Raw genomic sequence first — 23,650 nt, 5'->3', positions numbered from 1 at the left:
ACCCACACGGCCACCGGACGATAGCGAGGACGGACATACCGGCGCGGCCCCGCCCCACAGCCGGAGCGACGCCGCAGCAACGCACGATGACCCGCAGCCGGCAGCCCACGCGAGGGGCCGTGCCGGTATGTCTGCCCGGAGCACGGCTCCCGAAGTCTCCGGAGCCGAAGCAACCCCACGGCCACCGGACGATAGCGAGGACGGACATACCGGCGCGGCCCCGCACCCACAGACAGACCGTTGCCGTACCCCCCGCACGCACCCGCCGCACACGCACCAGCCCCGCAGCGCACCCGCGCCCCGGAACCCCGCAAGCCACCCGCCCGCCGAAAGGACCCCCATGCTCGCCCCCCTGCTCCTCCGAGGCGCCGTCCTCTCCCCCTTCAAGCGGCCCCGGCCCGACGCCCCCCTCCCGGCCTCACGGCCAACCCTCAGCGGCGTGCGGCCCGACGCGGCGCACCTCGCCGCCTACTCCCGCCTCTGCGGCTACCGCAGCACCCCGCACACCCTCCCCCTCACCTACCCCCACGTCCTCAGCTTCCCCCTGGCCATGCGCCTCATGACCACCCGCGCCTTTCCGCTCCCTCTCCTCGGCCTCGTCCACACGTCCATCGAGATCACCCAGCAGCGCGCCCTGACCACCGACGACAGCCTCGAACTCGTCGTATACGCGGGCCAGTTGGCGTCGCACCGCCGCGGCACCGAAGCCACCCTCGTCACCGAGGCCCGCGTCGACGGAGACACCGTATGGACGTCCAGCAGCACCTACCTGGCCCGCCATCGCACCGACACGCCCACCACGCCCAGCGCCCCGCGCGACAGCGAGCCGCTCCCCGCCCTCGCCGAGTGGGCCCTGCCCCGCGACCTCGGCCGCCGCTACGGCGCCGTCTCAGGCGACCGCAACCCCATCCACCTGCACCCCCTCACCGCACGCCTCTTCGGCTTCCCCCGAGCCATCGCTCACGGCATGTGGACCGCGGCCCGCTGCCTCGCGGAACACGAGACGCAGCAAACGGCGCACGTACGCGTCGACTTCAAGGCTCCCGTGCTGCTACCCGGCACCGTCACCTACGCCGCCGACGGCCCCCACTTCGAGCTCCGCGGCACCACCGGAAAGATCCACCTCAGCGGGGCCATCCGTTAGGGAACCCACCGCCGCCCCTCCATCAACTCCCCCAGCCCCGCCCACGCGAAGTTCATCAGCGTCGCCGCGGCTTCCTTCGCGGACACCGAAGGGTCACCGTTCGCCCAACCGGCGAGCGACTCCGCAGCCCCCACCAACGCCTGCGCCAAGCCCGCCACTTCGCGCTCCGCGAGCTCCGGCTTCCGGTGTGCCTCCCGCGCCGCCTCCGCGATCAGTGACGTCACGAACGCCACGATCTCCTCGCGCATCACGGTGAACTCGGCGGCGAACGGCTCCCCCTGCGTCCGCGCCTGATGGTGCAGGACCACCCACGCGTCGGGCCGCTCCGCGGTATGCGTGAAGAACGCCCGCAAGCCGGACCACAGTTGTCGGTCGGCAGGACCGCCCCCGCTCACCCCGTCCCGCACCGCCGCGACCAACGCCGCGGCCTCCCGCCGGATGCACGCCGTGAACAGCTCTTCCTTGGAGTTCAGGTACAGGTACACCAGCGGCTTCGAGACCCCCGCGACCTCCGCGATCTCGTCCATGGAAGCCGCCCGGTAACCCCGCTGCCCGAAGATCCGCACCGCGGCGTCCAGCATCTGCTGCTCCCGCACCGCCCGCGGCATCCGCTTCTGCCGCTTCCCCACAGCACCCCCGGCCACCCCGGCCACCCCGGCCTTCATGTCGCCCACCCCGGCGCCCCCTCCCACACAGCCTGTGCACAGAAGGTCCAGCCTACGGTCGGCACGCTCGGCGCCAGATGGCACCACTCGACACCACGCGGCGCCACACGGTGCCACACGGTGCCACCGGGCTTGCGCGTGGCGCCATGATGGTGCCATGATGACGTCATGGACCTCACCCCGTATGTCGACACCCTCCGCCGCGAACTCGCGGTGGCCGCCGAAGCCGGCGGGGAAGACGCTCGCGAGCTGGCCGACCGGCTCACCGCTCCCCTGGAGTCGGCGACCCGGCTGACCATGCTCAACGTACTCTCGGCCGCCATGGACGAGATCACCCGCGAGCTCGCCCCCGGCTCGGTCGACGTACGGCTGCGTGGGCTCGACCCCGACTTCGTGGTGACGCTGCCGCCCGGCGACAGTGGCGCCACCGTGGAGCCATCCACGCCCGTCGAACCGTTCAAGACCCCGGCTCCGGCCGACGGCGACGAAGGCGGCACCGCCCGCGTCAACCTGCGCCTGCCGGCCCACCTCAAGGCCCGCGCCGAGGAGGCCGCCGGGCGCGAGGGCCTCTCGGTCAACGCGTGGCTGATCCGCGCCGTGTCGGCCGCGGTCGACGGCGACACCCGGCCGCGTACGACGCAGAAGGCACAAACGATCGGACAGAGCATCACGGGCTGGGTGCGCTGACCGCGCCCCGGTCCCGCCCCTCCCACCACTTCACCCACACCACGTCCCACCAGCGGGGACGCCCCAAAGACTCAAGAGGACGGGACAGCCATGCCTTCTTTCGACACTCCCGAACCGATCTCGGTCATGGCGCACGTGGGGGCCGGTTCCATCCGGTTCACCGCCGGCGACCGGCCTGACACCCTCGTCGAGGTCGCGGCCCAGAACCCGAAGAGGGACAAGGACGTGCGGGCCGCCGAGCAGACCGAGGTCACGTACGCGAGCGGCGTTCTGAACATCAGGACGAAGGAGCGCCTCATCATCGGCCCCACCGGCGCCGTCGACGTGACGGTCGAACTGCCCACCGGCTCACACGTCGAGGTGAGCGGCTCCTGGACCCAGGTGCTCGGCGAGGGCAGGCTCGGCAAGGTCCGCGTGAAGTCCTCGGGCGGCGACGTGCGCCTCGACACGACCGGGCCGCTCAACCTGACCGTCTCCCACGGCTCGATCACCGTCGACCGGGCCGAGGGCGCGGCCGAGATCACCACCAGCTCCGGCAGCATCCGCGTCGGCCTCGTCGAAGGCTCCGCCGTACTGAAGAACTCGCACGGCAACACCACCGTCGGCACCGCGACCGGCGACCTGCGGGTGAGCGGCGCCAACGGCGCCATCGAGGTCGCGCGCGCCGAGGGCTCGGTCACCGCGACCAACGCACACGGCGCCCTGCGCATCGCCGAAGCCGCCCGCGGCACCGTCCAGTTGGAGACCAACTACGGCGCCATCGAGGTCGGCATCCGCGAGGGCACGGCCGCCTGGCTCGACGTCAGCTCCGACAAGGGGCAGGTGCGCAACCTGCTCACCTCGTCCGAGGGCCCGGAGGAGAGCGAGGACACCGTCAAGATCCGCGCCCGCACCCGGCACGGAAACATCGACATCGTCCGCGCCCGCCCCCTCGCCTGACCCCTGACAACGCAGGCACCACAGACGCACAGCAGCACCCCCACGCGCAGCAGCACCTCACACACAGCATCCCCTTCACCCACTTCAGCCTTCGATCGGGAGGGCCCATGCCTTCATCTGTCATGTCCACGTCCAGCCAGAACAACGGCACCCCGCCCTCGGCCGCAGTCTCCGCCGTCGGCCTGCGCAAGTCCTACGGCGACAAGACGGTCCTCGACGGCATCGATCTCAGCATCCCCGCGGGGTCGGTGTTCGCGCTGCTCGGGCCGAACGGCGCCGGCAAGACCACCGCCGTGAAGATCCTCTCCACCCTCATCACCGCCGACGGCGGCCAGGCCCAAGTCGCGGGCCACGACATCGCCACATCACCGGACGGCGTGCGCGCCGCGATCGGTGTCACCGGCCAGTTCTCCGCCGTCGACGGACTGATCACCGGCGAGGAGAACATGCTCCTCATGGCCGACCTGCACCACATCTCACGACGCGAAGGCCGACGGGTCACCGCCGAACTCCTTGAACGCTTCGACCTCACCGAGGCCGCCAAGAAGCCCGCCTCCACCTACTCCGGCGGCATGAAGCGCCGCCTGGACATCGCCATGACCTTGGTCGGCAACCCGCGGATCATCTTCCTCGACGAACCCACCACCGGCCTCGACCCCCGCAGCCGCCACAACATGTGGGGCATCATCCGCGAGCTCGTCTCCGACGGCGTCACCGTCTTCCTCACCACCCAGTACCTGGAAGAGGCCGACGAACTCGCCGACCGCATCGCGGTGTTGAACGACGGCAAGATCGCCGCCGAAGGCACCGCCGAAGAACTCAAGCGGCTCATCCCCGGAGGCCACGTACGCCTCCGCTTCACCGACCCGACCGCCTACCAGTCGGCCGCCGCGGCACTGCACGAAGTCACCCGCGACGACGAAGCCCTGTCACTCCAGATCCCCAGCGACGGCACCCAGCGCGAGCTGCGCTCCATCCTCGACTGGCTCGACTCCGCCGACATCGAGGCCGACGAACTGACCGTGCACACCCCCGACCTCGACGACGTCTTCTTCGCCCTGACCGGCCCGGCCGGCATCCCCAACCAGCCCAAGGAGAACGTCCGATGAGCTCCCTCTCCCTCGCCGTCCGCGACTCGTCCACGATGCTGCGACGCAACCTCCTGCACGTCCGGCGCTACCCCTCCCTCACCCTGAACGTCCTGCTCACCCCGGTCATGCTGCTGCTGCTCTTCGTCTACATCTTCGGCGACGTGATGAGCGCGGGCATCGGCGGCGGCGGAGCGGACCGCTCCGACTACATCGCCTACATCGTCCCGGGCATCCTGCTGATGACCATCGGCGGCACCACCGTCGGCACCGCCGTCTCCGTCTCCATGGACATGACCGAGGGCATCATCGCCCGCTTCCGCACCATGGCCATCCACCGCGGATCCGTACTCATCGGGCACGTCGTCGGCAGCGTGCTGCAGGCGGTCGCCAGCGTGGTCCTCGTGGGCGCCGTCGGCGTCGCCATCGGCTTCCGGTCCACGGACGCGACGGCGCTGGAGTGGCTGGCCGCGTTCGGGCTGCTCGTCCTGTTCGCCCTGGCACTGACCTGGGTCGCCGTCGGCATGGGACTGGCCAGCCCGAACGTCGAGGCCGCCAGCAACAACGCGATGCCGATGATCCTGCTGCCGCTCCTGTCCAGCGCCTTCATCCCGGTCGACTCCATGCCGGGCTGGTTCCAGCCGATCGCCGAGTACCAGCCGTTCACCCCGGCCATCGAGACCCTGCGCGGCCTGCTCCTCGGCAGCGAGATCGGCAACAGCGGGTGGATCACGATCGCCTGGTGCGTGGCGCTCTCCGCGCTCGGCTACCACTGGTCGAAGGCGATCTACAACCGCGACCCGAAGTAGCCGGAAGAAACGACCCCCGCACCGGACGTGCCCCCGTACCCAGACATGGGTACGGGGGCACGTCGCGGTCGAGCCGGGGGACGTCAGGCGGCGGCAGGCACCGCCTGGGGCTCGTCGACAGACCCGTCGAACTCGTCGAGCGGCGAAGCCGACGCGTTCTCGTAGGCCTCACGGTCGAGAATCTTCTCGCGGGCGGCGACGATCACCGGAACAGCGGCCTGTCCCGCCACGTTCGTGGCCGTGCGCATCATGTCCAGGACCGGGTCGATGGCGAGCAGCAGACCCACGCCCTCCATCGGGAGGCCCAGCGTCGACAGGGTCAGCGTCAGCATGACCGTGGCGCCGGTCAGACCGGCCGTCGCCGCGGAACCCACCACCGAGACGAACGCGATGAGCAGGTACTCCTTGATGCCCACCTGCACGTCGAAGATCTGCGCGACGAAGATCGCGGCGATCGCCGGGTAGATCGCGGCGCAGCCGTCCATCTTCGTGGTGGCGCCGAACGGCACCGCGAAGGACGTGTACTCCTTCGGTACGCCGAGCCGCTCGGTGACCTTCTGGGTGACCGGCATCGTGCCGACCGAGGAGCGCGAGACGAAGGCGAGCTGGATCGCGGGCCAGGCGCCCTTGAAGAACTGCAGCGGGTTGACCTTGGCGACCGTGGAGAGCAGCAGCGGGTAGACGCCGAACATCACCAGGGCGCAGCCGATGTAGATGTCGGCGGTGAACGTCGCGTACTTGCTGATCAGGTCCCAGCCGTAGTCGGCGATGGCGAAGCCGATGAGGCCGATGGTGCCGATCGGCGAGAGCTTGATGACCCACCACAGGGCCTTCTGGAGGAGGGCGAGCACCGACTCGCTCAGGTCCAGGATCGGCTGCGCCTTGTCACCGATCTTCAGTACGGCGACACCGGCGACGGCGGCCATGAAGACGATCTGCAGGACGTTGAGCTCGGTGAACGGCGTGATGACGTCCGTCGGGATGATCCCGGTGAGGAAGTCGATCCAGGAGCCCGAGGTCTCCGGCTTGGCGCCGTCCTTCGGGGTGAGGCCGGTGCCGGCGCCCGGGTTCGTGATGAGCCCGATCGCGAGGCCGATGACGACCGCGATCAGCGACGTGATCATGAACCAGACCAGCGTCTGCGAGGCGAGCCGCGCCGCGTTGTTGACCTTGCGCAGGTTGGTGATCGACACCAGGATCGCGAAGAAGACGAGCGGGGCGACCGCCAGCTTCAGGAGCCCGATGAAGGTGCTTCCGACCTTGTCCAGGGTGGTGACGAGCCAGGACACGTCCTGGCTGCGGGCCAGCCAGCCGAGCAGGACACCGAGGACCAGACCGCCGAGGATCTGGGCCCAGAAGGGCAGCTTGAGGAACTTGGGTATCCGGGAGCCGGACTTCGGCTGCTCGACCTTGTCGGCCGGGGATACGGGGGAGTTCGCGGACACGGACACACTCCGGGTAATGGCGGGGGACGTGAGGGAGCGGCGACCGCGAGGGGTCAGAAGGAACGGCCGTAACGGCGCCGCTGCAATGCAGATGTCACTTGATGCTTGTCGCTCGCGCTGTTCAACGACGGCAACGACAGGCCGCGGACATGCAGCGGCAGAGATCGACATGCAGGCGCGCCACGAGCGGAACGCTCATGGCGATGCGGTGCGCGGCTGCTGTCTTCATGTCGAACACGTTAACACTTGAACTTTGAGAACATCAAAGGTCTTGTTTGGGTCAGACGGGGCCAATCAGAGGCAGAGTCACCCCCGGGACGCAAGAAACCCCGGCCTGGAGCGGTGCGCTCCATTGCCGGGGTTGAGGGGCTTTGTGACGAAACTTACGACACTGGCGACCCTTAAAGGACGCCTAGGGCGACTAGGACGCCTATGACTTCGCAGCACGGGCCGCGTCGTCGGCGAGGTCCTCCTGGGTGCGGTTCGCCTCCAGGTTGGCCTTGGTGCGCTCCACGCGCTCGACGACCTGGACCGACGCACGGTCGCGCTCCTTGCGCAGCACCACGAAGCTGATGGGCGCGGAGATGACGAGGGCGAGCAGCAGGACCCAGAGGAGGTTGGAGTCCCCGAGCCCCTTCGGCAGGGCCCCGACATAGACAAGTCCCCAGACCGCGAAAAAGCAGCCCACGAAGACCCCGAGGCGCATCAGCGTGTAGCGGAGCATGTCAATCCACTCTTCCGTTCCGAAATAGGCCCGAGTAGGACGAGCCCCTCCAGTGAAGCACGCGAGGGGTCGCGCCCGGCAAGGGGGTGAGCCCTCGCGCGAACCGTCAGCCGAGCGGGAGAAGCATGGTGATGTCGTCCCGGTCGTCACCGGGGGCGACGCGGATCGCGCCGGGCACACGCCCGACCTCCTTGTATCCGCACGACTCGTAGAACCGGTCGACTCCCGTGCCGCCCCGGCAGGTCAGCCGTATCGCCTCGATGCCGTCGAGCCCGCGTGCCGCGTCTGCCGCGGCGGCCATCAGGTCGCGCCCGTATCCCTTGCCCTGGTGCTTGGGATGCACCATCACCACGTACAGCCAGATCCAGTGCGTCATCAGCCGGTGCGTGTTGTACGCGAGGAAGGCGGTCGCGGCGACGGCGCCGTCCTCGTCGTACCCGACGAGCAGCCGGGTCTCTCCCTTGCTCAGCTGGGCCAGGCGCTTGAGCCACTCGGGCCGGATGTCGTCGACCGTCACGGGCGGTACGAAACCGACGGCCCCGTCGGCGTTGGACACGTCGACCCAGAGGGCGAGGACGCCGTCACGGAGGGCGGGGTCGATCTCCGGGTCCAGCCGGAAGGTAAGTGTCATAGAGCTAGATTAACTATTACCCACCCCGTGCCTCAACCGTGTTCCGCATCGCGGACAACGCAGCGAGCCCCGGCCTCACCGGCCGGGGCTCGTCGTCAGCAGGGAGGCCGTCAGACCCGCATCGCCTGCGGCGTCTCTCGCAGCGACAGGTCAGGACCCTCGTACTCACGGATCGACTCGTAGCGCGTGTTCCGCTCGACGGGGCGGAAGCCCGCCTCGCGGATCAGGTCGAGCAGGTCCTCGCGCGTCAGCTTGTTCGGCGTGCCGAAGTTGTCCGCGTCATGCGTGATCTTGTACTCGACGACCGAGCCGTCCATGTCGTCCGCGCCGTGCTGCAGCGCGAGCTGCGTCGTCTGCAGGCCGTGCATGACCCAGAAGACCTTGACGTGCGGGACGTTGTCGAAAAGGAGGCGCGAGACCGCGAAGGTCTTCAGGGCCTCGGCGCCCGACGCCATGGTCGTCCGCGCCTGGAGGCGGTTCCTGACCTTGCCGTCCTTCATGTCCACGAAGTCGTGCTGGTAGCGCAGCGGGATGAAGACCTGGAACCCGCCGGTCTCGTCCTGGAGTTCACGAAGGCGCAGCACGTGGTCGACCCGGTGCCGGGGCTCCTCGATGTGGCCGTACAGCATCGTGCACGGGGTCTTGAGACCCTTCTCGTGCGCGAGGCGGTGGATGCGCGACCAGTCCTCCCAGTGGGTGCGGTGGTCGACGATGTGCTGGCGGACCTCCCAGTCGAAGATCTCCGCGCCGCCGCCGGTGAGCGACTCCAGGCCCGCCTCGATCAGCTCGTCCAGGATGTCGGACGCCGACATCCCGGAGATCGTCTCGAAGTGGTGGATCTCCGTGGCGGTGAACGCCTTCAACGAGACGTTCGGGAGCGCCTTCTTGAGCTCGCTCAGCGAACGCGGGTAGTACCGCCACGGCAGGTTGGGGTGCAGGCCGTTGACGATGTGCAGCTCGGTGAGGTTCTCGCCCTCCATCGCCTTGGCGAGGCGGACGGCCTCCTCGATGCGCATCGTGTACGCGTCCTTCTCGCCCGGCTTGCGCTGGAACGAGCAGTACGCGCACGAGGCGGTGCACACGTTCGTCATGTTGAGGTGGCGGTTGACGTTGAAGTGCACGACGTCGCCGTTCTTGCGGGTGCGCACCTCGTGGGCGAGACCGCCGAGCCAGGCGAGATCGTCCGACTCGTAGAGGGCGATGCCGTCCTCGCGGGACAGCCGCTCACCGTCCCGGACCTTCTGCTCAAGATCGCGCTTGAGACCTGCGTCCATGCCCTCGCCCTTACCTCTCCCTACGACCCGCCACAAACTCCCGCCAACGGTACGCCCCGGAGCTCACTCCTCTTCGGGCAGCTCCCCGACGCGGTTCTCCCACTTCGTGGAGAGCACGATCGTCGTACGCGTCCTTGAGACGCCCTTCGTGCCGCTCAGCCTGCGGATCGTCTTCTCCAGGCCGTCCACGTCACTCGCCCGGACCTTGAGCATGTACGAGTCGTCGCCCGCGATGAACCAGCAGTCCTCGATCTCGTGCAGGTCCTTCAGGCGCCGCGCCACGTCCTCGTGGTCGGCGGCGTCCGAGAGGGAGATGCCGATGAGGGCGATGACGCCCAGGCCGAGCGATGCGGAGTCCACGGTCGCGCGGTAGCCGGTGATGACACCCGCCGCTTCGAGGCGGTTGATCCGGTCCGTGACGCTCGGTCCCGAGAGGCCGACGAGACGGCCAAGTTCGGCGTACGAGGCCCTGCCGTTCTCGCGCAGAGCCTGGATGAGCTGCCTGTCCACGGCGTCCATAGGTGCGATGCCTTTCATTATTCAGCGATACCGCGAGTCTATGTTCAGAATCTAAGGCACAACAGGGTCTATGCCCTATGAATCTTCAGAAAAAGGCACTCAGGAGTGCGCGACCAGGTGCTAGTCCGCCGAAGGGGCGGAGCCCGAACCGAGCTCTCCCTTCCAACGGCGGTACAGCTGATGCGGCACGCCTGCCGCATCCAGCGTCCGCCCGGCGACGAAGTCCACCAGATCCTGGATGTGCGTCGCCCCCGCGTAGAACGCCGGAGAGGCGGGCAGCACGACCGCGCCCGCCTCGTCCAGCGTCACCAAGTGCTTCAGCGTCTGTCCGTTCAGCGGCGTCTCGCGTACGCAGACCACGAGCCGGCGGCCTTCCTTGAGCGTCACGCTCGCCGACCGCTGCAGCAGATCCTTCGAGAGTCCCAGCGCCACCCCGGCCACGCACGCCGTCGACGCGGGCACGATCAGCATCCCCTTGGTCGCGTACGACCCCGACGAAGGCCCGGCGGCCAGATCCCCCGCCGCCCAGTACCGCACGTCGTCCACCGGCACGTCGAAGGTCCCGGGCTTCCCGTCGGCACCACGCCCGAGCCACTCCCGCAGGTCGTCCTGCCAGTGCGCGTCCCGGAAGGCGATGCCCGTCTCGTCGAGGATCGTCAGGCGCGAGGCCCGCGAGACCACCAGGTCCACGCTCTCCCCGGCCGCGAGCAGCGCCCGCAGCACGGCTGTGGCGTACGGGGTCCCCGAGGCACCGGAAACCCCCACGATCCAAGGCTTACGCTGCGTATCTCCTTGCTTCACGCTGTGAGCCTAGACGGTCAGGCCGCGCACCAGCAGATCGAGCAGCGCACAGACGAAGAGCGCGATGCCGATGAAGCCGTTGACCTGGAAGAAGGCGCGGTTGAGCCGCGAGAGGTCGTGCGGCTTGACGATGTTGTGCTCGTAGACGAACGCCCCGGCGACCACCGCGAGCCCCAGCCAGAAGAAGACGCCCGCTCCGGTGTCCGCCGCGTACCAGACGAACAGCGCCGTGGTCACCAGGTGACAGGCGCGCGCACCCCAGATGGCCTTGGCGATGCCGAACCGCGCGGGCACCGAGAGCACGCCGACCTCGCGGTCCGTCTCCACGTCCTGGCAGGCGTAGATCAGATCGAAGCCGCCGATCCAGATGCCCACCGCGAGGCCGAGGATGACCGCCTGCCAGGACCACTCGCCGGTGATCGCGATCCAGGCGCCGACCGGCCCCATGGCCTGGGCAAGGCCAAGGATCGCCTGCGGGAAGTTCGTGAACCGCTTGCCGTAGGGATAGACCACCATCGGGATCACCGCGACGGGCGCGAGCGCCAGGCACAGCGGGTTGAGCAGGGCGGCGGCGCCGAGGAACACGACGAGGGCGATCAGCGCGCCGGTCCAGGCGGACTTCACCGAGACCGCGCCCGTGACGAGCTCGCGGTGGGCGGTCCTCGGGTTACGGGCGTCGATCTCCCGGTCGATGACGCGGTTCGCGGCCATGGCGAACGTGCGCAGGCCGACCATGCAGATGGTGACGAGGAGCAGCCGGCCCCAGTGGATGTTCCCGTCCAGCTGGAACATCGCGGTCAGCGCGGCGATGTAGGCGAAGGGCAGGGCGAAGACCGAGTGCTCGATCATGACGAGGCGCAGGAACGCCTTGACCTTGCCGGGCGGGGCGGGCTCGGGCCCGAAGAGTTCCGGGGTCGCTGAATCAGCACTCATCTTTAGAGCCCGTACTCCTTCCAGCGGCGGTCGACCTTCGACGCCGTCTCCGGGTCGGACTCGACCATGTTCGGCCAGCCTCCGTCCCGTACGTATCCCTCTTCGGGCAGCTTCTTCGTCGCGTCGATGCCCGCCTTGCCACCCCAGAACTGCTGGTAGGAGGCGTGGTCGAGATGGTCGACGGGACCTTCGGCCACCGTCAGGTCGCGCGCGTAGTCGGTGTTGCCGAGCGCGCGCCAGGACACTTCGTGCAGGTCATGGACGTCGCAATCCTTGTCCACGACGACGATCAGTTTGGTCAGCGACATCATGTGGGCGCCCCAGATGGCGTGCATGACCTTCTGCGCGTGCTTCGGGTACTTCTTGTCGATCGAGACGATCGCGCAGTTGTGGAAGCCGCCGGACTCGGGCAGGTGGTAGTCCACGATGTCCGGGACGATCACCTTGAGGAGGGGCAGGAAGAAGCGCTCGGTGGCGCGGCCCAGCGGGCCGTCCTCCGTCGGCGGGCGGCCCACCACGATCGACTGGAGCAGCGGACGCTTCCGCATCGTCACGCAGTCGATCTTCAGCGCGGGGAAGTCCTCCTGCGGCGTGTAGAAGCCGGTGTGGTCGCCGAAGGGGCCTTCGGGGAGCATCTCGCCCGGCTCGAGCCAGCCTTCGATGACGACCTCGGCGTGCGCGGGGACCTGGAGCGGGACCGTCTTGCAGTCGACCATCTCCACGCGCTTGCCCTGGATGAACCCGGCCAGCATGTACTCGTCCATGTCGCCGGGCAGCGGCGCCGTCGACGCGTACGTGACAGCGGGCGGGCAGCCGAAGGCGATCGCGACCGGCAGCTTCTCGCCCCTGCGGGCGGCCACCTGGTAGTGGTTGCGGCTGTCCTTGTGGATCTGCCAGTGCATGCCGATGGTGCGCTTGTCGTGGCGCTGGAGGCGGTACAGGCCGAGGTTGCGCACCCCGGTGTCCGGGTCCTTGGTGTGGGTCAGGCCCAGGTTGAAGAAGGAGCCGCCGTCCTCGGGCCAGGTGAAGAGCGCGGGCAGCTTCTCCAGGTCGACGTCGTCGCCGGTGAGGACGACTTCCTGCACGGGCGCGTTGTCGGACTTCACCTTCTTCGGCGGTACGTGCGTCATCGCGCCGAGCTTCCCGAACGCCTCGCGCACGCCGACGAAGCCGTGCGGCAGCTCCGGCTTGAGGAGGCCGCCGATCTTCTCGCTGATCTGGCTGTACGACTTCAGGCCGAGCGCCTTCAGGAGGCGGCGGTCCGTCCCGTACACGTTCATCGCGAGGGGCATCGAGGAGCCCTTGACGTTCTCGAAGAGGAGCGCGGGGCCGCCGGACTTCTGCACCCGGTCGGTGATCTCGCCGACCTCCAGATACGGATCGACCTCGGCCTTGATGCGCTTGAGATCGCCCTCGCGCTCCAGTGCACGGAGCAGGGAGCGAAGATCGTCATAAGCCATGCGTCCCAGTATCGGCCACCGGCTACCCTGGCCGGGTCACCGGGGTTCGCACGCCGCCCTTCCTTCGTCGCTTGGGGAATCGCGCAATCATGCTCAGGTATCTGCCGTTCCTGCTGGTCCTGGCGGTGTGGATCTACGCCTTCATCGATGTCCTGAACACTCCTGAGAAGGAGATCAGGCATCTGCCGAAGGTGGTCTGGGTCATCATCGTGCTGCTCTTCGGCGAGGTTCTCCTCGGCCCGATCGCCTGGTTCGTCACGGGCAAGGTGCGCAAGACGCCTGCCGCCGGGGGTGTCACGCGTCCCGGGCGCGGCGGCCGCGGCGGTCAGTGGGTGGCGCCGGACGACAACCCCGAGTTCCTGAAGTCCCTCAGGGACGAGGACCCGGACGGGAAGAAGAAGGACAAGGGCAGCGACGGCTGATGGAACTACGGCTGATCGTCACCTTCGAGAAGGTCGCGACCGTCCTCAGCTTCACGCAGGCCGCGGCCGAGCTGAAGTACGCCCAGTCCAGCGTCACCAGCCAGATCCGCTCCCTGGAGTCCTCACTCGGCACCGAGCTCTTCGACCGGCTCGGCAGCCGCATCCGCCTCACGGAGGCGGGCGAGCGCCTGCTCCCCTACGCCCGGCAGATCATCGAGCTGACGGACGAGGCGCGGACCGCGGTCGTGGACGCCGGTGAGCCGAGCGGCGCCATCGCGGTCGGCACGATGGAGTCGCTGACGTCCTACCGCCTGCCCCCGCTGCTCGAACTCTTCCACCACCGCTACCCGAAGGTGCAGCTCTCCCTGCGCCCCACGCTCGGCGACGAGACCCGCCATGCGCTGCGGCAGGGTACGTACGACGTCGGGTTCCTGATGGAGCGGGAGACCGAGCACGCGGGCCTGGAGACCGAGGTCCTCGCCGAGGAGCCGCTGGTCCTGGTCTGCGCGCCCACGCATCCGCTGGCCGGGCACGGGGGCGACTCGCTCGTCACGGGCGATCTTGCGGCGGTGCAGCTGGTGGGGACGGAGCCGGGCTGCCCCTACCGGGATCTGTTCGAGGACGAGCTGCGGGTACGGAACGGCGCTCCGCCGCCCTTCATGGAGTTCGGCACGATCGAGGCCACCAAGCGGGGTGTCGCCGGTGGCCTCGGGGTGGCGCTGCTGCCGCGGATGGCGGTGCGGGACGAGCTGGCTTCGGGGGTGCTCGTCGCGCTGCCGTGGGAGCCGCCGTTCGTCCTGCACACGCAGCTGGCGTGGCGCTCGGGCAAGCGGCTTCCCGCGCATGTGCGGCTGTTCATCGAGCAGTCGGTGCGGCTGGTGCGGGAGCAGGCAGCGGAGCCGGTGAACTAGCGACTGTCCTGGGCGACTTGACGCGGTTGACCTTCAGGCTCGCGAGGACGATCAGTGGTACGCCGAGCGCCTGGACGAGCCCGATGTGGTGCCCGTAGACGGCCCAGTCGGCGACCATCGCGACCGCCGGGTAGGTGAAGGCGAGTACGGCGATCTTGGCGGTGGGCAGCTTGGCGTACGCCGCGTACATCAGGACGTACATCAGTCCCGTGTGGATGACGCCGAGCCCGACGAGCCAGCCCCAGCCTGCGCCGGTGCCGCTCATCGCGCCGAAGTCCGCGAAGGGCAGCAACAGCGGTATGCCGACAAGGACTTGAACGAGGGCGATCAGGTGGGGTCGCACACCGGTGATGCGCTTGGTGACGAGGGTGGAGAGGCCGTAGAGCAGGGCGGCGAGGAGCGCGAGGCCGATGCCGGCGAGTGAGCCGAGGTCGCCGGGACGCACCCCGGAGACGAGCACGAGACCGGCGAAGGCGGTTGCAAGCCACATGAGTTGATGCCTGGTCAGCCGCTCACGGAAGATGAGGGCGCTCATCAGCACCAGCAGGAACGGCTGCGTGTGGTAGACGACGGTGGCCAGGGAGATCGAGGTCGCCTCGTACGCCTTGAAGAGGAACACCCAGTTGAAGACGATGAACGCGCCGCCGAGCGCCGCGAGTCCGAGCTTCTTCGGGGTGAGGCCGTGGTCGCGGAAGTAGCCGCGGGCGAAGGCGTAGGCACCGAGGGCAAGGGCGCCGAACAGCACGCGGAAGAACACGACGTTGAAGGCCGAAGCACCCGACTCGACGACGAAGATCCCGAGGGTGCCGGAGAGCACCATCGCGGCGGTGAGCTGGGCCGTGCCCTTGTTCTCTGAGGTCATGGAGTTCATGCCCTGAAGCTACGAGCGGGCGTATGCGCTGGTCCACGAGCCAGTGGGGCGTCCTGCCGATGGGGTCATCGGCGGGGACGATGGCACCGGAGGAAGGTGCGCACATGGACCACTTGGATCAGGCACAGGCCCGCGCATGGCTCGCGACCGCCGTCGAGGAGGCCCGGCAGGGCCTCGCGGAGGGCGGCATCCCGATCGGCGCCGCGCTCTACGGCGCGGACGGGGCGCTGCTGGGGCGCGGGCACAATCGCCGCGTCCAGGACGGCGATCCGTCCCTGCACGCGGAGACGGCGGCGTTCCGGGACGCGGGGCGGCAGCGCACGTACCGCGGGACGACGATGGTCACGACGCTCTCGCCCTGCTGGTACTGCAGCGGCCTGGTGCGGCAGTTCGGGATCTCGCGGGTGGTCGTCGGCGAGGCCCGGACGTTCCACGGCGGCCACGACTGGCTGGCGGAGCACGGCGTGGAGATCGTGATCCTCGACGATCCCGCGTGCGTGACGATGATGCGGGACTTCGTGGCGGCACGGCCGGAGCTGTGGCGCGAGGACATCGGTGTCGGCGACGGCGTCGACTGATCCGGCCGACTAGTCGGTTAGCAGGACCAGCGCGAGCAGCCCGGGGAAGCGCGCCTCGAACTCCTCCCGGCGGAGCCGGTTGACCCGCCGGGGCCCCTCGTCCCGCTGCTCGACGAGGCCGGCTCCCCTCAGCACCCCGAAGTGATGGCTCAGCGCGGCCTTGCCGACGGGTACGTCGAAGCTGCCGCAGGCGCGGGTCCAGTCGGGGGACGACGCCAACTCCCGTACCAGTTCGAGGCGTACGGGGTCGGCGAGCGCGGTGAGCGCGGTCAGCACGGGCACCTCGTCCGGGTGGACGTGCACCGGCGCCGCGCGGTGGTGAGTGTTCGCCACGTCCGATCCCTTCCTGTCCCTTCCTGCCCTCAGCCCCTTGCCGAGTGTTCGATGAGAACCATACACTCCGAGTGTTCGCTTCCCATTGAACACTCGAAGGGTGCTCACCCATGCGCGCGATCCAGCTCCAGGAGTACGGCGGCCCCGAGGTCCTCAAGGCGGTGGACACGAGGGGCATCCCCGAGCCGGGCGCGGGCCAGATCACCGTGGACGTCGCCTACACCGGCGTGAACTTCGCCGACCTGAAGGCGCGCGGCGAGGGCTACCGCGTCCCCTCGCTCCCCTACGTGCCCGGCCTGGAGGTCTCGGGGCACGTCCGGGCACTCGGCGCGGGCGCCGAGGGCTTCGAGGTCGGCCAGGAGGTCGCCGCGCTCACCGACGGCGGGGCGTACGCGGAGGTCGCGCTCGCCGATGCGACGACGGTCTTCGCCCTGCCGAGCGGCGTGGACCTGCGCACGGCCGCCACGCTGCCCACGGTCCTGCCCACGGCACACGCGCTGCTGCACGAGGTGGGCCGGTTGCGAGCGGGCGAGACGGTTCTCGTTCAGGGCGCGGCGGGCGGAATCGGCACGGTGGTGGGCCAGTTGGCGAAGGCGGGCGGGGCGGGCGCGGTGTACGGCGTCGTATCGAGCGAGGCGAAGGCGGAGTACGCGCTGAAGCACGGATACGACGAGGTGTTCATCGAGAACTCTGGGGGCTCCGGGGACTCCAGGGACTCCAGCGACTCCGGGGACGGCTTCGCCGCCGAGGTGCGCGCGGCGACCGGCGGACGAGGGGTGGACCTCGCCCTGGACCCGGTCGGCGGCGACACCTTCCGCGGCGGCCTCGCCGCGCTCGCCGTCTTCGGGCGGCTCGTCTCGTTCGGCAACGCGAGCTCGGCGGAGCCGTGGCGGGTGGGCCAGCCGGAGCTGTACGGGACAGGGCTCGGAGTCTTCGGCTTCTCGATCCTCTCCCTCGCCAAGTCGGCGCCCGAGGCCCTGCGTGAGGTCGCCGCGCGGGCCTTCGCGAAGGTGGCCGACGGGACGGTGGAGTTGCCGGTGACGGCGGAGTTCCCCCTGGCGGACGCGGCCGACGCGCACCGCTTGATGGGGGCGCGCACGAGCACGGGAAAGCTGCTGCTGAGGGTGGCAGGTGCAGGCTGAACTGATCACTCGCTCTGCCCGTAGGCGTGCCGCAGCTCATTCCACCGGCCCAGGCTCCACGTAGACCAGTCCTTCGGCCGCCCGTCGAGCGCGTCGACGAGGAACTCGAAGTGGTTGTGCCACCCGGCGAGGCAGTCGAGGCGCAGCTCGTCGTCGCCGGCGAACTCGTTCGTGAAGCGGAGGGTCGTGGCCTGCGCTTGAGCGTGCGCCGCCTCCAGGTGGAAGCGGCACCGTCCGTGCAGGTCGATCGTGTACTCGGCGACCCGCTCCGGGTCCCACGCGGTGATGTGCCCGGAGTGGGTGGCCGCCTCGTCCCCGTTGAGCCACCGCAGCGAGACTGCGCCACCGAGCCGCGGCTCGAACACATCAGCGGCGGCCAGCCACCCCGGAAGACCCTCCGGGGTGGCCACCGCCGCCCAGACCTTCTCCACCGGGTGGGGAAGGTGAAGCTCCTGATGAAGATGCTGAACCGGCTTCCCGGTACCGCTGGAGCTCTCCGTCCTGCTTACGCCCTGCCCGATCATCGCCGTCATGGCCCAAGCCTGACCCGGTACGAGCCGTTCCGCACTCCCGGCGGAGCGGTCAGATGCCCGCGTCAGACACCCGCGTACGAGTGCTTGCCGGTGACGAAGATGTTCACGCCGTAGTAGTTGAACAGCCAGCAGCCGAAGGCGATCAGGGCCAGGTAGGCGGCCTTGCGGCCCTTCCAGCCTGCTGTTGCGCGTGCGTGGAGGTAGCAGGCGTAGGCGACCCAGGTGATGAAGGACCAGACCTCCTTGGGGTCCCAGCCCCAGTAGCGGCCCCACGCGTCGCCCGCCCAGATCGCGCCCGCGATGATCGTGAACGTCCACAGCGGGAAGACCGCGGCGTTCACGCGGTACGAGAACTTGTCGAGCGTGGCCGCGGCCGGGAGGCGCTCCAGGACGGAGGTCGCGAAGCGGCCCGGCTTCCCGCCGGAGGCCAGCTTGTTCTCGTAGGAGTCGCGGAAGAGGTAAAGGATCGTCGAGACCGCGCCCACGTAGAAGACGGCGCCGCAGAAGATCGCGGTGGAGACGTGGATCCACAACCAGTACGAGTGAAGGGCGGGAACCAACTGGTCGCTGGCGGTGTACAAGACAGTGACGGCGAGACCGAGATCGAGGAGGACCGTGGTGATCAGCGGAAGGCCGAGCCAGCTGACGTTCTTCTTCAGCGCCAGCAGCACGAGGTACACACCCACGGCCATGGTGGAGAAGGTGATGTTGAACTCGTACATATTGCCCCACGGCGCCCGCTGCACCGAAAGGGCGCGGGTGAGCACACCGCCGAACTCGACGAGGAACGCGAGCACGGTGAGGGACACGGCGATACGGCCGTAGAGGTCCCCCTTCTCGTCACCGGCCGCCGCACCAGGACCGTCCGGCACATCGCGGGTTCCGGTGACGGAGCGGGTGACGACCTTGGGGGCCGACTTCGGGCGGTCGAGGACGGCGGTGCCGCCCTTGGCCTTGACGGTGACGCCGGGCGCCTTGGCGGCGGTCTCGGTCCGGGGGGTCAGCGCGGCGGCCGTGCGGCCGACCTTGCTGCGGCTGCCGAGGATCCACTCCGCCATGTGCGCGAAGAAGGCAAGGAGATAGACGGCCATCGCGGAGTAGATCAGCACATTGCTGATGCTCGCGAGGTTCTCGTTCGGTTCGGCGGCGAGGGTGGTGGCGAGATTCATTTCTCAGCCCCTTCGGCAGGAACAACTTGGGGGGTGGAGTCACCATGCTCGGCATCGGAATCGTCGGCATGATCGGTTTGCTCGGCCTGATCGGCGTGCTCGGCTTGCTCTGCCTGATCGGCACGGTCGGGTTCGGGCGCGCTCGGCGCCTTCTCGTGAAGGTGCGCGGCGAGGTCGCCCAGCTCTTCGGGCAGCTTGGCGGACTCGCTGCGGCCGAGCCCTGCCATCTCGACGACGGTGACGCCGTCGGCGCCCCGCACGGCCCGCACCCACACGCGGCGGCGCTGGATGAACAGCGATCCGGCGAGGCCGACGATGGCGGAGACCGCCCCGACGAGCGCCCACATGCTGCCCGGCTGCTGGGAGATCTGGAAGGTCGCCCAGCGCTTGATGTCCTTCTCGAAGGTGATCGAGCCGGCGCCGTTAGGCAGCTTCATCGTCTCGCCCGGCCGCATCCGCTGCTTGAGGAGCTCGCCCTTGGAGTCCTTGAACTTGGCCATCTTGCTGGTGTCCAGCTGATAGACGTTCTGCGGCAGACCGGAGTCCACACCGAGGCTTCCGTGGTACGCGGACAGCGCGAGCACGGGGTAGTCCAGTGCGGGGAACTGGGAGAACATCTGGCCCTGGCCCGCGCCCGCGAACGTCGGCACGAAGAAGGCGTTGAAGCCGAGCTGTTCCTTCTTGCCGTTCTTGTCGCGGTAGCCGTCGAGGATCTTGATCGCGCCGGTGGCCGTGCCGTTGGAGTCGATCGGAAGGAGCGGCGTGGACTGCCTGCTGACGACCTTGCCCTTCCCGTCGCGCACGGTGACGGTCGGGGCGTAGCCCTGGCCGATGAGGTAGACCTTCGAGCCGTCGACCTCGAGCGGCTTGTTGACCTCGATGGCCTGCTTCTTCTCGGGGCCGTCGATGCCCTCGCTGTAGGTGACGTTCGCCCGGTAGGTGCGGGCCGTCCCCTTCTCGGGGCCCTTCCTCTCGAACGACGACTCGAAGCTGTCCAGCTTGAAGCTGAACGGCGCCAGGTCGTCGGTGTTGAAGAGGTTGCCGGACTTGAAGTTGTCGTACTGGGTGAGGGTGTTGGAGAACCCGTCCCCCTGGACGATGAGCTTGCCGCCCTCGGACTTGAACAGCGCGCCGACGGCGAAGGCCACCAGGAGCACGATCAGCGAGATGTGGAAGAAGAGGTTGCCCGCCTCACGCAGGTAGCCCTTCTCCGCGGCGACGGACGCCCCCGCGGCACCCTTGCCCGCCGTCAGGTCCGCGCGGAAGCGCCGCCCCTTGAGCAGACCGAGCGCGGCCTCGTGGACCTCATCGGGCCCGGCCTCGGTGCGCCACGTGGTGTACGCGGGCAGCCGGTCGAGCCGTTTGGGCGCGCCCGGCGGCCGGCCGCGCAGCTGGCCCACGAACTGCCAGGTGCGGGGCACGATGCAGCCGATGAGGGAGACGAAGAGAAGGATGTAGATCGCCGAGAACCACACGGAGCTGTAGACGTCGAACAGCTGGAACTTCTCGTAGAGCGGCCCGAGCGTGGTGTGCGCCTTCTTGAAGTCCTGGACCTTCAGCTCGTCGATGCTGGTCTGCGGGATCAGCGAGCCGGGGATCGCGCCGAGCGAGAGAAGCAGCAGCAGGAGCAGCGCGACCCGCATCGAGGTCAGCTGCCGCCACATCCACCGGACCCAGCCGACAACCTCACGGCCGGTCCAGACGAGCCACCCGGCGGCGCCGGGAGCGCGCCGGCCCCCGAAGGAGCCGGGCATCGCCCGGTCCACGGGAGCGGTGGACAGCTGGGAGCCCGCGGCGCCCAGATCACTCTGCTCTTCAGGGGCTTCGGTCTTGCTCATGGATCAGATCCCCACCGTGTAGCCGTTGGACCAGACCTGCATCTGCTGCACGATGCTGTCCCACACTCCGGTGACGAGGAGCAGCCCGGTCGCGATCATCATGATGCCGCCGATGCGCATCACCCAGACGTAGTGCTTCTTCACCCAGCTGAAGGCACCGAGCGCCTTGCGGAAGGCGACCGCCGCGAGGATGAACGGCAGCCCGAGCCCCACGCAGTACGCGACGCTCAGTATGGCCCCGCGCCCCGCGCTGCCCTGGTCGAGGGCCAGGGAGTTGACGGACGTAAGCGTGGGCCCCACGCAGGGCGCCCAGCCCACGGCGAACAGCGCGCCGAGCACCGGAGCCCCCGCGAGCCCCGCGGCCGGCTTCTTGTGGAAGCGGAACTCCCGCTGGGACAGCCAGGGCATGAGCCCCATGAAGAAGATGCCGAGAGCGATCATCAGGACGCCGAGCACCTTGGTGATGACGTCCTGGTAGTCCTGCAAGTTCTGCCCGACGAACCCGAAGAGCGCGCCCGTGGAGACGAAGACGGCGGTGAACCCGAGCACGAAGAGCCCGGCCCCCGCGGCCATCCGCCCCCGCTTGGCCTCCGCGAGGTCCGTGCCGCCGACCCCGGTGACGTACGACAGATAGCCCGGCACGAGCGGCAGTACGCACGGGGAGAAGAAGGAGACGAGACCGCCGAGGGCCGCGATGGGCAGCGCGAGGACGAGCGCTCCGTTCATGACGGTCTGGTTCGCTTCGCCGACGGCGGCGAGAGTGGACATCACCGGGAGATCACTCCTCCGCGATCAGCGGGTCGATCATCTTGCGCAGCTTGTCTTCGCTGAGCGCCTGCTGCGAGCGTGCCGCGATCTTTCCCTCGCGGTCGAGGACGATCGTGGAGGGGATGAACTTCGGGTTCATCGTGCCCTTGGGGAAGCGCAGCATCAGCTTGCCCATCGGATCGTGCAGGCTCGGGTAGGAGATCTTCCACTCCTTCTCGAACGTCAGCGCGGGACCCTTCTGCGGATCACGGGTGTTGATCCCGATGAACTGCACGTCCTTGCCCTTGGTCTCCTTCGAGACCTTCGCGAAGTTCGGCGCCTCGGCCCGGCAGGGCGAACACCAGGAACCCCACACGTTCAGGACGACGACCTTGCCCTTGTAGTCGTCGACGTCGAGGTGCTTGCCCGTGAGGGTCTCCCCCTCGAGCTTCGGCCCGTCCTGGCGCTCGCCCTTGCCGGCGGTGGCGATGCCGTCGGAGCCGGTGACGAAGTTCGTGTTCCCGGAGCCGCCTGACGTGCCGCCGGAGCTGCACGCCGACAGGGTCAGCGCGGCGACCGCGGCCCCAGCGCCCAGAAGGGCGGCGCGGCTGCGGCTACGGCTGCGGTTCGTGCTGTGGGGGGCGCGGCAGGCGGCACTCATGTGAAAAGTTTCGCATGTCTGTTTCGGGGATCTTCCGCACCCCCCGGGGTTGCGGAAAGTCCCATTTCAGACCGCCTTTCCGAGCCCCTTCCAGCCGCCCACGGGTTCCTGGCCGACCTCGAGGCCCTGCAGCTCGGCGAGGACCTTCGGGTCCTGGACGTCGAGCCAGTCGACGAACTGCCGGAAGGAGACCAGGCGTACGTCCTTCTTCCCCGCGATGTGCTTCAGGGCTTCCTCGACGGCGTCCATGTAGATGCCGCCGTTCCACTCCTCGAAGTGGTTGCCGATGAAGAACGGCGCACGGTTGGTCTCGTAGGCGCGCTTGAATCCGGCGATGTAGGACTCGGTGGCCTGCTTGCGCCAGCCCGGGTAGTTGGCCGGCGGCGCCTTCGTGGAGTTCTGCGACTGGTTGGCCAGGATGTTGTAGTCCATGGACAGGACCTCGAAGGAGTGCCCGGGGAACGGCATCGCCTGCAGCGGCAGGTCCCAGACGCCCATCTTCTTCTGGGGCCAGCGCTGACGGCCGCCGGGCGACGAGGCGTCGTAACGCCAGCCGAGCTTCTTCGCCGTCGGCAGCAGGTTCTCCTGGCCGAGGAGGCAGGGCGTACGGCCGCCGACGAGTTCCTTGTCGTAGTCGAAAGGCAGCGACGGCAGGTCGGTCCAGCCGGTATTCGTGCGCCATTCCTTGACGAAGGAGGTGGCCTGGTCGATTTCGCTCTGCCATTGCGCGGGCGTCCAGTTGGCGACCGTGCCGCTGCCCGCGCAGAAGTGCCCGTTGAAGTGCGTGCCGATCTCGTGGCCTTCGAGCCAGGCCTGGCGGACGTACTTCAGCGTCTCCTTGATGTGACCGTCGGTGAGATAGCCGATGTCGGAGGCGCCGACCGCGTTGTTCGGCGGCTTGTAGAGCCGCTTCTTCGACTCGGGCAGCAGATAAAGCCCGGAGAGGAAGAACGTCATCCCTGCGTCGTGATCCTCGGCCAGCTTCAGAAAGCGCGGGAAGAGACCGTTGCCGACCTCGCCCGCACCGTCCCAGGAGAAGATCACGAACTGCGGGGGCGTCTCACCCGGCTGCAGGGGAACGGGCTTGCCCGGCTGGTTGGGCTGCTTCCCCGTGTACGAGGTCGAACCGTCACCGATCGGCTTCGCCGGGTGCTTGTCGCCACCCCGGCCGTCCTTCGCGCCCTCCGCGGAACCGGCCGAATGGCTGCCGCCGCCCGTGCCGCAGCCGGCGAGCCCCAAAGCGGCCGCGGTCCCGACTCCGAGGCCGAGTATTCCCCTGCGACTGATGTCGCGCATTCCATCCCCATTCGTCGCGCCCTGCAGCCC

Annotated in this window: 26 protein-coding genes; 9 read left to right on the top strand and 17 right to left on the bottom strand. The window is 68.8% G+C overall.

What is annotated here, in order from left to right:
• Positions 1 to 340 precede the first annotated feature (340 nt).
• Positions 341 to 1,144, top strand: a complete 804-nt coding sequence (locus E5671_RS27000) for a MaoC family dehydratase (protein WP_160506507.1) — start codon at positions 341 to 343, stop codon at positions 1,142 to 1,144.
• On the opposite strand, the gene E5671_RS26995 is transcribed toward E5671_RS27000, so the two are convergent.
• Entirely contained in the window at positions 1,141 to 1,809 is a 669-nt protein-coding gene (locus tag E5671_RS26995) for a TetR/AcrR family transcriptional regulator (RefSeq protein ID WP_160510437.1), read from the bottom strand. The two genes, E5671_RS27000 and E5671_RS26995, sit on opposite strands and share 4 nt — an antisense overlap.
• A gap of 168 nt (positions 1,810 to 1,977) precedes the next feature.
• Here E5671_RS26995 and E5671_RS26990 point away from each other — a divergent pair, with 168 nt between their 5' ends.
• The 4 genes from E5671_RS26990 (at position 1,978) to E5671_RS26975 (ending at position 5,332) form a co-directional block, all read left to right on the top strand.
• Positions 1,978 to 2,496: a hypothetical protein gene (locus tag E5671_RS26990; RefSeq protein ID WP_160506506.1), complete on the top strand. Its 519-nt coding sequence runs from the start codon at positions 1,978 to 1,980 to the stop codon at positions 2,494 to 2,496.
• Positions 2,497 to 2,586: 90 nt separating this feature from the next.
• Entirely contained in the window at positions 2,587 to 3,435 is an 849-nt protein-coding gene (locus E5671_RS26985) for a DUF4097 family beta strand repeat-containing protein (RefSeq protein ID WP_160506505.1), read from the top strand.
• Between the two features lie 122 nt (positions 3,436 to 3,557).
• A complete protein-coding gene (locus E5671_RS26980) occupies positions 3,558 to 4,544 on the top strand; it encodes an ATP-binding cassette domain-containing protein (protein WP_160510436.1) in 987 nt (328 codons plus the stop codon).
• On the top strand, positions 4,541 to 5,332 hold the full coding sequence (locus E5671_RS26975) for an ABC transporter permease (protein WP_160506504.1): 792 nt from the start codon (positions 4,541 to 4,543) through the stop codon (positions 5,330 to 5,332). The genes E5671_RS26980 and E5671_RS26975 overlap by 4 nt, the downstream gene beginning before the upstream one ends.
• A gap of 83 nt (positions 5,333 to 5,415) precedes the next feature.
• Here E5671_RS26975 and E5671_RS26970 read toward each other — a convergent pair whose 3' ends face one another.
• The 8 genes from E5671_RS26970 to E5671_RS26935 all read right to left on the bottom strand — a co-directional run bounded on the left by E5671_RS26970 (position 5,416) and on the right by E5671_RS26935 (position 13,119).
• Entirely contained in the window at positions 5,416 to 6,777 is a 1,362-nt protein-coding gene (locus E5671_RS26970) for a cation:dicarboxylate symporter family transporter (RefSeq protein WP_160506503.1), read from the bottom strand.
• Positions 6,778 to 7,207: 430 nt separating this feature from the next.
• Positions 7,208 to 7,501 carry a DUF4229 domain-containing protein gene (locus E5671_RS26965; RefSeq protein ID WP_160506502.1) on the bottom strand — a complete coding sequence of 98 codons (294 nt, stop codon included), beginning with the start codon at positions 7,499 to 7,501 and terminating at the stop codon, positions 7,208 to 7,210.
• Between the two features lie 106 nt (positions 7,502 to 7,607).
• Positions 7,608 to 8,132, bottom strand: coding sequence for a GNAT family N-acetyltransferase (locus E5671_RS26960; RefSeq protein WP_160506501.1), 525 nt, complete (start codon positions 8,130 to 8,132; stop codon positions 7,608 to 7,610).
• Between the two features lie 110 nt (positions 8,133 to 8,242).
• The gene (mqnE, locus tag E5671_RS26955; RefSeq protein ID WP_160506500.1) at positions 8,243 to 9,406 is read right to left on the bottom strand and encodes an aminofutalosine synthase MqnE; all 1,164 of its coding nucleotides are present in this window, start codon (positions 9,404 to 9,406) and stop codon (positions 8,243 to 8,245) included.
• A 63-nt stretch (positions 9,407 to 9,469) separates the two neighbouring features.
• Positions 9,470 to 9,925: an Lrp/AsnC family transcriptional regulator gene (locus E5671_RS26950; protein WP_160510435.1), complete on the bottom strand. Its 456-nt coding sequence runs from the start codon at positions 9,923 to 9,925 to the stop codon at positions 9,470 to 9,472.
• A gap of 120 nt (positions 9,926 to 10,045) precedes the next feature.
• Positions 10,046 to 10,726, bottom strand: a complete 681-nt coding sequence (locus E5671_RS26945; RefSeq protein WP_160506499.1) for a UbiX family flavin prenyltransferase — start codon at positions 10,724 to 10,726, stop codon at positions 10,046 to 10,048.
• Positions 10,727 to 10,735: 9 nt separating this feature from the next.
• On the bottom strand, positions 10,736 to 11,659 hold the full coding sequence (mqnP, locus tag E5671_RS26940) for a menaquinone biosynthesis prenyltransferase MqnP (RefSeq protein ID WP_160506498.1): 924 nt from the start codon (positions 11,657 to 11,659) through the stop codon (positions 10,736 to 10,738).
• Between the two features lie 2 nt (positions 11,660 to 11,661).
• Complete coding sequence (locus E5671_RS26935) at positions 11,662 to 13,119, bottom strand: menaquinone biosynthesis decarboxylase (protein ID WP_160506497.1); 1,458 nt, start codon at positions 13,117 to 13,119, stop codon at positions 11,662 to 11,664.
• A gap of 89 nt (positions 13,120 to 13,208) precedes the next feature.
• On the opposite strand from E5671_RS26935, the gene E5671_RS26930 reads away from it, so the two are divergent.
• Together E5671_RS26930 and E5671_RS26925 are read left to right on the top strand one after the other, a co-directional pair.
• Positions 13,209 to 13,541, top strand: a complete 333-nt coding sequence (locus E5671_RS26930; protein WP_160506496.1) for a PLD nuclease N-terminal domain-containing protein — start codon at positions 13,209 to 13,211, stop codon at positions 13,539 to 13,541.
• Positions 13,541 to 14,452, top strand: coding sequence for a LysR family transcriptional regulator (locus E5671_RS26925; RefSeq protein ID WP_160506495.1), 912 nt, complete (start codon positions 13,541 to 13,543; stop codon positions 14,450 to 14,452). Before E5671_RS26930 ends, E5671_RS26925 begins: the two co-directional genes overlap by 1 nt.
• On the opposite strand, the gene E5671_RS26920 is transcribed toward E5671_RS26925, so the two are convergent.
• Positions 14,397 to 15,314: a DMT family transporter gene (locus tag E5671_RS26920; protein WP_160510434.1), complete on the bottom strand. Its 918-nt coding sequence runs from the start codon at positions 15,312 to 15,314 to the stop codon at positions 14,397 to 14,399. The two genes, E5671_RS26925 and E5671_RS26920, sit on opposite strands and share 56 nt — an antisense overlap.
• 113 nt (positions 15,315 to 15,427) lie before the next feature.
• Between E5671_RS26920 and E5671_RS26915 the strand changes: the two genes are divergently transcribed.
• Positions 15,428 to 15,901 (top strand): nucleoside deaminase, encoded by a 474-nt coding sequence (locus E5671_RS26915; RefSeq protein WP_160510433.1) that lies wholly within the window; start codon positions 15,428 to 15,430, stop codon positions 15,899 to 15,901.
• Between the two features lie 9 nt (positions 15,902 to 15,910).
• Here E5671_RS26915 and E5671_RS26910 read toward each other — a convergent pair whose 3' ends face one another.
• The gene (locus E5671_RS26910) at positions 15,911 to 16,234 is read right to left on the bottom strand and encodes a helix-turn-helix domain-containing protein (protein ID WP_160506494.1); all 324 of its coding nucleotides are present in this window, start codon (positions 16,232 to 16,234) and stop codon (positions 15,911 to 15,913) included.
• 110 nt (positions 16,235 to 16,344) lie between these two features.
• Here E5671_RS26910 and E5671_RS26905 point away from each other — a divergent pair, with 110 nt between their 5' ends.
• Complete coding sequence (locus E5671_RS26905) at positions 16,345 to 17,376, top strand: quinone oxidoreductase family protein (protein ID WP_160506493.1); 1,032 nt, start codon at positions 16,345 to 16,347, stop codon at positions 17,374 to 17,376.
• Positions 17,377 to 17,381: 5 nt separating this feature from the next.
• Here E5671_RS26905 and E5671_RS26900 read toward each other — a convergent pair whose 3' ends face one another.
• The 6 genes from E5671_RS26900 to E5671_RS26875 form a co-directional block, all read right to left on the bottom strand.
• Complete coding sequence (locus E5671_RS26900; protein WP_443032800.1) at positions 17,382 to 17,900, bottom strand: SRPBCC domain-containing protein; 519 nt, start codon at positions 17,898 to 17,900, stop codon at positions 17,382 to 17,384.
• Between the two features lie 71 nt (positions 17,901 to 17,971).
• Positions 17,972 to 19,078: a c-type cytochrome biogenesis protein CcsB gene (gene ccsB, locus E5671_RS26895; RefSeq protein WP_160506491.1), complete on the bottom strand. Its 1,107-nt coding sequence runs from the start codon at positions 19,076 to 19,078 to the stop codon at positions 17,972 to 17,974.
• Positions 19,075 to 20,916, bottom strand: coding sequence for a cytochrome c biogenesis protein ResB (gene resB / locus E5671_RS26890; RefSeq protein WP_160506490.1), 1,842 nt, complete (start codon positions 20,914 to 20,916; stop codon positions 19,075 to 19,077). The genes ccsB and resB overlap by 4 nt, the downstream gene beginning before the upstream one ends.
• A gap of 3 nt (positions 20,917 to 20,919) precedes the next feature.
• Positions 20,920 to 21,684, bottom strand: a complete 765-nt coding sequence (locus tag E5671_RS26885; RefSeq protein WP_160510432.1) for a cytochrome c biogenesis CcdA family protein — start codon at positions 21,682 to 21,684, stop codon at positions 20,920 to 20,922.
• Between the two features lie 10 nt (positions 21,685 to 21,694).
• Positions 21,695 to 22,324, bottom strand: a complete 630-nt coding sequence (locus tag E5671_RS26880) for a TlpA family protein disulfide reductase (protein WP_160506489.1) — start codon at positions 22,322 to 22,324, stop codon at positions 21,695 to 21,697.
• A 66-nt stretch (positions 22,325 to 22,390) separates the two neighbouring features.
• Entirely contained in the window at positions 22,391 to 23,620 is a 1,230-nt protein-coding gene (locus E5671_RS26875) for a hypothetical protein (RefSeq protein WP_160506488.1), read from the bottom strand.
• Positions 23,621 to 23,650: the final 30 nt, after the last annotated feature.

The sequence above is a fragment of the Streptomyces sp. BA2 genome (genome assembly GCF_009769735.1).
In the GTDB taxonomy this organism is placed as follows: Bacteria; Actinomycetota; Actinomycetes; order Streptomycetales; family Streptomycetaceae; genus Streptomyces.
Note: the sequence above shows the minus strand (reverse complement) of the source record. Positions and strands in the feature narration are given on the sequence as shown.

Coding starts and splice junctions, on each gene's coding strand:
- E5671_RS26885 (WP_160510432.1), bottom strand. CDS start 21,684: ATGTCCACTCTCGCCGCCGTCGGCGAAGCGAACCAGACCGTCATGAAC.
- E5671_RS26915 (WP_160510433.1), top strand. CDS start 15,428: ATGGACCACTTGGATCAGGCACAGGCCCGCGCATGGCTCGCGACCGCC.
- E5671_RS26980 (WP_160510436.1), top strand. CDS start 3,558: ATGTCCACGTCCAGCCAGAACAACGGCACCCCGCCCTCGGCCGCAGTC.
- E5671_RS26935 (WP_160506497.1), bottom strand. CDS start 13,119: ATGGCTTATGACGATCTTCGCTCCCTGCTCCGTGCACTGGAGCGCGAG.
- E5671_RS26930 (WP_160506496.1), top strand. CDS start 13,209: ATGCTCAGGTATCTGCCGTTCCTGCTGGTCCTGGCGGTGTGGATCTAC.
- E5671_RS26965 (WP_160506502.1), bottom strand. CDS start 7,501: ATGCTCCGCTACACGCTGATGCGCCTCGGGGTCTTCGTGGGCTGCTTT.
- E5671_RS26995 (WP_160510437.1), bottom strand. CDS start 1,809: ATGAAGGCCGGGGTGGCCGGGGTGGCCGGGGGTGCTGTGGGGAAGCGG.
- E5671_RS26925 (WP_160506495.1), top strand. CDS start 13,541: ATGGAACTACGGCTGATCGTCACCTTCGAGAAGGTCGCGACCGTCCTC.
- E5671_RS26905 (WP_160506493.1), top strand. CDS start 16,345: ATGCGCGCGATCCAGCTCCAGGAGTACGGCGGCCCCGAGGTCCTCAAG.
- E5671_RS26900 (WP_443032800.1), bottom strand. CDS start 17,900: ATGATCGGGCAGGGCGTAAGCAGGACGGAGAGCTCCAGCGGTACCGGG.
- E5671_RS26950 (WP_160510435.1), bottom strand. CDS start 9,925: ATGGACGCCGTGGACAGGCAGCTCATCCAGGCTCTGCGCGAGAACGGC.
- E5671_RS26920 (WP_160510434.1), bottom strand. CDS start 15,314: ATGACCTCAGAGAACAAGGGCACGGCCCAGCTCACCGCCGCGATGGTG.
- mqnP (WP_160506498.1), bottom strand. CDS start 11,659: ATGAGTGCTGATTCAGCGACCCCGGAACTCTTCGGGCCCGAGCCCGCC.
- E5671_RS26875 (WP_160506488.1), bottom strand. CDS start 23,620: ATGCGCGACATCAGTCGCAGGGGAATACTCGGCCTCGGAGTCGGGACC.
- E5671_RS26985 (WP_160506505.1), top strand. CDS start 2,587: ATGCCTTCTTTCGACACTCCCGAACCGATCTCGGTCATGGCGCACGTG.
- E5671_RS26880 (WP_160506489.1), bottom strand. CDS start 22,324: ATGAGTGCCGCCTGCCGCGCCCCCCACAGCACGAACCGCAGCCGTAGC.
- resB (WP_160506490.1), bottom strand. CDS start 20,916: ATGAGCAAGACCGAAGCCCCTGAAGAGCAGAGTGATCTGGGCGCCGCG.
- E5671_RS26960 (WP_160506501.1), bottom strand. CDS start 8,132: ATGACACTTACCTTCCGGCTGGACCCGGAGATCGACCCCGCCCTCCGT.
- E5671_RS26975 (WP_160506504.1), top strand. CDS start 4,541: ATGAGCTCCCTCTCCCTCGCCGTCCGCGACTCGTCCACGATGCTGCGA.
- E5671_RS27000 (WP_160506507.1), top strand. CDS start 341: ATGCTCGCCCCCCTGCTCCTCCGAGGCGCCGTCCTCTCCCCCTTCAAG.
- E5671_RS26990 (WP_160506506.1), top strand. CDS start 1,978: ATGGACCTCACCCCGTATGTCGACACCCTCCGCCGCGAACTCGCGGTG.
- mqnE (WP_160506500.1), bottom strand. CDS start 9,406: ATGGACGCAGGTCTCAAGCGCGATCTTGAGCAGAAGGTCCGGGACGGT.
- ccsB (WP_160506491.1), bottom strand. CDS start 19,078: ATGAATCTCGCCACCACCCTCGCCGCCGAACCGAACGAGAACCTCGCG.